The organism is Variovorax sp. 10N412, assembly GCF_056394985.1.
In genome coordinates, this window is record NZ_JBFTIO010000038.1 from 1 (window position 1) to 5127 (window position 5127).

A 5127-nucleotide genomic window follows, 5' to 3' on the forward strand; every position below is an offset into this window, starting at 1 on the left:
GCCACGGTGGCGCGGGTGAACAACCGCAACGACGCCAGCTACACCGGCAGCCTGGTCTCGGCGAGCACCACGGGCTACGGCAGCGCGGGCGTGGGCTTCTCGGGCGTGCCGCGTTCTTCGACCGGCTACGACTTCGGCATTCGCCACGCCTTCTGACGCGAAGCGCGCTCTGTGCGCGGGAAGAAGGGCTCGCCCTTTCTTCCTATGCGCAGCCCGTCCATTCAGCAGTGAGCTTTCAATGAACCGAATTCGACTTCTGGCGGGCGCCCTGGCGGCCACCAGCCTTGCAGGCTGCATCGTGCTGCCGCCGCCGCCCATGCCTTACCGCCCGTTGCCACCGGGCTTTCGCGGTGACGCGCCGCCCATGCCCTTCAGCGGCGCCCGCAGGCCGCCGGCGCCCGGGTGGGAGGACTGCGATGGCCAGCGCAGCGGCCCGGGCAACGATTGCACGCGCGGCGCGCCGGGCGACCCCGGCGCGCCTGTGCCGGGAGCCCGTTGATGGCTGCGGGACAACTTCAGTCCGGCAACCTCGGCGTGGTCATTGCCAGCGTGATCTCTCTCGGCCTTGGCGGCGTGGTCTGCCTGATGGGCTCGCTGTTCCTCGCCAACCTGCGCCAGGGCGCGAAGGCGCGTGAACTCGCGGCACAAGCCAGGCAGCACGCGCAGCAGCGGCTGGGCGCCAGCCGCGTGCAAGACCTCCGGCCGCTCCTCGACGCGGCCTCGGGCGAGACGCACGGCAAGGCCATCCGCTTCGAAGTCCAGCTGCCGCCGCAAGCGGTGCCCGTGCTCGCGATCGAGGCCGAGCTGCGCGAACTGCTCGCCAAGGTCACGGCCTATGCGGCCAGCGTGATGCGCGCGGGCGCGACGCTGCAGGTGTCCGCGCACGCGGAAGGCGAGCAGGCCGTGATCCATTGGCGCGACCTCGATGCCGTCGATGCACGACCGCCGCTCGCGAGGTTCTTCGACAGCGCGCACGCGGCCGGCGCCAGCGCGCGTGCCTGCGAGCGCATTGCCGACCACCACGGCGGGCGCATCTACTCGGCGCCGTGTGCGGGCGGCGTGCTGGGCCTGACACTGCGCCTGCCGCTGCAGGCCTAGCCGGCAACGGCCGGCTTGCGCCAACATGGACAAACGGTAATGAAGCGGCTGCGCTTTCTCGGGTTCAATCGCGGCTAGGATGGTCCCGGCGGCGCCCGGATGGACGGTGGGCCGGCCGACTCCATCGCCATGAGCACCCGAACGCAGTCACTCCCCGATCTTCCTGTTTCCCCGGCCCGTCGCGTTGCCCCGCACGAGGGCGCGGCACCGGCGTGCTAGGCCCCACCGCCATGTGGCGCTGCCTCATCGTCGAGGACGACGCCGACAACGCGCGCTACATCGCCGACGGCTTTCGCTCGCTCGGCCACGTGGCCGTGATCAGCCGGGACGGTGCCGATGCGCTCGCGCGCGCCACGGGCGAGCCGTGGGACCTCGTGATCCTCGACCGCATGCTGCCCAACGACGTGGACGGCCTGTCGATCCTCTCGACCCTGCGCGCCCTCGGCAAGAAGACGCCGGTGCTGGTGCTCAGCGCATTGAGCGCGCTCGACGAACGCGTGCGCGGCCTGAAGGCCGGCGGCGACGACTACCTGGCCAAGCCCTTCGCCTTCTCGGAACTGGCGGCGCGCGCCGAGGCGCTGGTGCGGCGCTCGCGCACCGGGCCCGAGATCCGCACGCTGCAGCTGGCCGACCTCACGCTGGACCTGGCACGCCGGCATGTGGAGCGGGGCGGGCGGCCCATTGCGCTGCAGCCGCGCGAGTTCCGGTTGCTGGCCTATCTCATGATGCATCCGGGCCAGGTGGTCACGCGCACCATGCTGCTGGAGGCCGTGTGGGACTACCAGTTCGATCCGCAGACCAACGTGATCGACGTGCAGGTGAGCCGCCTGCGCGGCAAGCTCGACGCGGGCGGCGCGCCCACGCTGATCCACACCGTGCGCGGCGTGGGCTACACGCTGGCCCCGCCGCAATGATCCGCACCCTGCGCCAGCTGTGGCGCTCGGTGGGCTTCCGGCTGGCCTTCTACTACGGCCTGCTGGTGGCCATCACGATGCTGGCCGCGCTGGCCATCGTCTACATGCAGACGGTGGGCGTGCTGCAGCAGCGCATGGTGCGCCAGGTGGAGGCCAGCGTGCAGCAGCTGATGGTGCGCTACGACGCGCGCGGTGCCGACGGCGTGGCAGGCGAAATTTCGAATGCGCTGTCGGACGGGCGCAACTCCGACAACGAGATCTATCTGCTGACCGACCGCGAAGGCCGCAAGCTCGCGGGCAACCTCGACCAGGTGCCCTCGGCCGCGCCCGACGCGGGCGACGGCGTGCACCGGCGCGTGGTGCGCGCGGGGCAGACCGTCATCGCCTACATCGTGCTGCGCCCCCTGCCGGACGGCGGGCAGCTGGTGGTGGGGCACGACCTGCGCGACCAGGAATCGATCGAATCGCTGGTGGCGAGCGCCAGCGCGGCGGCGGGCATCGTGGCGGTGCTGCTGCTGATCGGCGGCACCTTCGTGTTCCGCCAGGAGCTGGAACGCAGCGTGGGCGCGGTGCGCCGCACGGCCGCGCGCATTGCGGCCGGCGAGCTGCAGGAGCGCGTGGCGCCGTCGGGCGAGGAGGACGAGTTCGCGCTGCTGGAGCACGACATCAACGCCATGCTCGACCGCATCCAGTCGCTGATGGACGGCGTGCGCCATGTGTCCAACACCATCGCGCACAACCTGCGCACGCCGCTCACGCGCGTGCTGGTGCGGCTGCGCGCTGTGGAAGCCGCGCTGCAGCAGCAAGACCCGCAGCGCGAGGCCGTGGCCACCGCCATCCGCGAGCTCGAGGAACTCGCGGTGGTGTTCGAGAAGCTGCTGCAGATCGCCGAGGTCGAGGCCGGTGCGCGCCGGCAGCAGTTCGCGCCGGTGGCGCTGCACGTGATTGCCGACGACGTGGCGGAGTTGTACGAGGCCGTGGCGGAGATGCAGGGCATCGCGTTGCTGCGCGAGCCCGCCGACATCGCGGTGGCGCTGGGCGACCGCGACCTGCTGGCCGGCGCGGCGGCCAACCTGCTGGACAACGCGCTGAAGTACGCAGGCACCGGTGCCACCGTGCGCATCGGCACCCATACGGTGGACGGCAGGGCGCAGCTCTTCGTGCAGGACAACGGCCCCGGCATTCCCGCGGCCGAGTACGAGCGCATCGGCGTGCGCTTCCACCGGCTGGACCGCAGCACGCCGGGCCACGGCCTGGGGCTGGCCAGCGTGCAGGCGGTGGTGGCGCTGCACGGCGGGCGGCTGCAGTTCGCGGATGCGCGCCCGGGGCTGCGCGCGTGCATCGACCTGCCGATGGCGGGCGACTGAACGCGCCGCGTGCGTTCGCCACATTGCCGAACGGCAATGTATTGGTCATGCACAAAAGTCCGGTGAATTCCTAGGATCGCTCGGCGCACAACCTGTGCCGATCAACGCAGTTCCAGGAGACATCAACGGTGAGAATCAAGAGTCAGAGAGACTTCTGCTCGGGCGTGCTTTTCAGCGCCTTCGGCGTGGCCTTCGCATGGGGCGCCACGACTTACAACGTGGGCTCGGGCGCCCGCATGGGCCCCGGCTACTTTCCCCTGATCGTGGGCATCCTCATTGCCCTCATGGGCGTGGCCATCACGCTCAAGGCGCTCAGCGTGGAGACGGAAGACGGCGAGCCCATCGGGCGCATCGCATGGAAGCCGCTGGTCTTCATCATCGGCGCGAACCTGATCTTCGGCGTGCTGCTGGGCGGCCTGCCGAGCATCGGGCTGCCGTCGATGGGGCTCATCGTGGCCATCTACGCGCTGACCTTCATCGCCAGCCTGGCGGGAGACAACTTCGGCTGGAAGGGCGTGACCGTGCTCGCGACCGTGCTGGCGCTGGGCAGCTACCTGGCCTTCGTGGTCGCGCTGAAGCTGCAGTTCCAGGTGTGGCCGACCTTCATCGCCGGCTGATTCGCACAAGAACAAGACAAGACAAATGGACCTGATTACCAATCTCTCGATCGGCTTCGGCGTCGCCTTCACGGCGCAGAACCTCGTGTATGCCTTCGTCGGCTGCCTGCTGGGCACGCTGATCGGGGTGCTCCCGGGCATCGGCCCGGTCGCGACCATCGCGATGCTGCTGCCCGCCACCTATGCGCTGCCGCCCGTGTCGGCGCTCATCATGCTGGCCGGCATCTACTACGGAGCGCAGTACGGCGGCTCCACCACCGCCATCCTGGTGAACCTGCCGGGCGAGTCGTCGTCGGTGGTGACCGTGATCGACGGCTACCAGATGGCAAGAAAGGGGCGCGCCGGACCGGCGCTCGCAGCCGCGGGCCTGGGCTCGTTCTTCGCGGGCTGCGTGGGCACGCTGATCCTCGCCGCGTTCGCGCCGCCGCTGACCGAGCTGGCCTTCAAGTTCGGCCCGGCCGAGTATTTCTCGCTGATGATCCTGGGCCTGATCGGCGCCGTGGTGCTGGCCTCGGGCTCGCTGCTCAAGGCGATCACCATGATCCTGTTCGGCCTGGCGCTGGGCCTGGTCGGCACCGACGTGAATTCGGGCGTGGCGCGCTACAGCTTCGACATTCCCGAGCTCACCGACGGCATCGGCTTCATCGCCATTGCGATGGGCGTGTTCGGCTACGGCGAAATCATCGCCAACCTGGCGGTGCCCGAACACGAGCGCGAAGTGTTCACCGCGAAGGTCAAGGGCCTGTGGCCCACCAAGCAGGACTTCAAGGACATGACGCCCGCGGTGCTGCGCGGCACGGCGCTGGGTTCGGCCCTGGGCATCCTGCCCGGCGGCGGCGCGCTGCTGTCGGCCTTCGCGGCCTACACCATCGAGAAGAAGATGAAGCTCAAGGCCGGCGAAGTGCCCTTCGGCAAGGGCAACATCCGCGGCGTGGCGGGCCCCGAGTCGGCCAACAACGCCGGTGCGCAGACCTCCTTCATCCCGCTGCTGACGCTGGGCATTCCGCCCAACGCGGTGATGGCGCTGATGGTGGGTGCCATGACGATCCACAACATCCAGCCCGGCCCGCAGGTGATGACCAGCAACCCCGAGCTGTTCTGGGGCCTGATCGCCTCGATGTGGATCGGCAA

At 69.8% G+C, this 5127-nt stretch carries 6 protein-coding genes; all 6 read left to right on the forward strand.

Annotated features, from left to right (window positions below):
- Positions 1 to 238 precede the first annotated feature (238 nt).
- Positions 239 to 499 (forward strand): hypothetical protein, encoded by a 261-nt coding sequence (locus tag AC1DJH_RS32930; protein WP_478188590.1) that lies wholly within the window; start codon positions 239 to 241, stop codon positions 497 to 499.
- Positions 499 to 1098 (forward strand): ATP-binding protein, encoded by a 600-nt coding sequence (locus AC1DJH_RS32935; RefSeq protein WP_478188591.1) that lies wholly within the window; start codon positions 499 to 501, stop codon positions 1096 to 1098. The genes AC1DJH_RS32930 and AC1DJH_RS32935 overlap by 1 nt, the downstream gene beginning before the upstream one ends.
- 230 nt (positions 1099 to 1328) lie before the next feature.
- A complete protein-coding gene (locus AC1DJH_RS32940) occupies positions 1329 to 2012 on the forward strand; it encodes a response regulator transcription factor (protein WP_435485197.1) in 684 nt (227 codons plus the stop codon).
- Positions 2009 to 3379, forward strand: a complete 1371-nt coding sequence (locus tag AC1DJH_RS32945) for a sensor histidine kinase (protein WP_478188592.1) — start codon at positions 2009 to 2011, stop codon at positions 3377 to 3379. The genes AC1DJH_RS32940 and AC1DJH_RS32945 overlap by 4 nt, the downstream gene beginning before the upstream one ends.
- 128 nt (positions 3380 to 3507) lie before the next feature.
- Positions 3508 to 3996, forward strand: a complete 489-nt coding sequence (locus AC1DJH_RS32950) for a tripartite tricarboxylate transporter TctB family protein (RefSeq protein ID WP_435437202.1) — start codon at positions 3508 to 3510, stop codon at positions 3994 to 3996.
- 25 nt (positions 3997 to 4021) lie between these two features.
- On the forward strand, positions 4022 to 5127 hold a 1106-nt coding region (locus AC1DJH_RS32955; RefSeq protein ID WP_478188593.1), incomplete at its 3' end, for a tripartite tricarboxylate transporter permease.

Excerpts from the sequence above, each read along its gene's own strand:
- AC1DJH_RS32930 (WP_478188590.1), top strand. The coding sequence starts at position 239 with ATGAACCGAATTCGACTTCTGGCGGGCGCCCTGGCGGCCACCAGCCTT.
- AC1DJH_RS32935 (WP_478188591.1), top strand. The coding sequence starts at position 499 with ATGGCTGCGGGACAACTTCAGTCCGGCAACCTCGGCGTGGTCATTGCC.
- AC1DJH_RS32940 (WP_435485197.1), top strand. The coding sequence starts at position 1,329 with ATGTGGCGCTGCCTCATCGTCGAGGACGACGCCGACAACGCGCGCTAC.
- AC1DJH_RS32945 (WP_478188592.1), top strand. The coding sequence starts at position 2,009 with ATGATCCGCACCCTGCGCCAGCTGTGGCGCTCGGTGGGCTTCCGGCTG.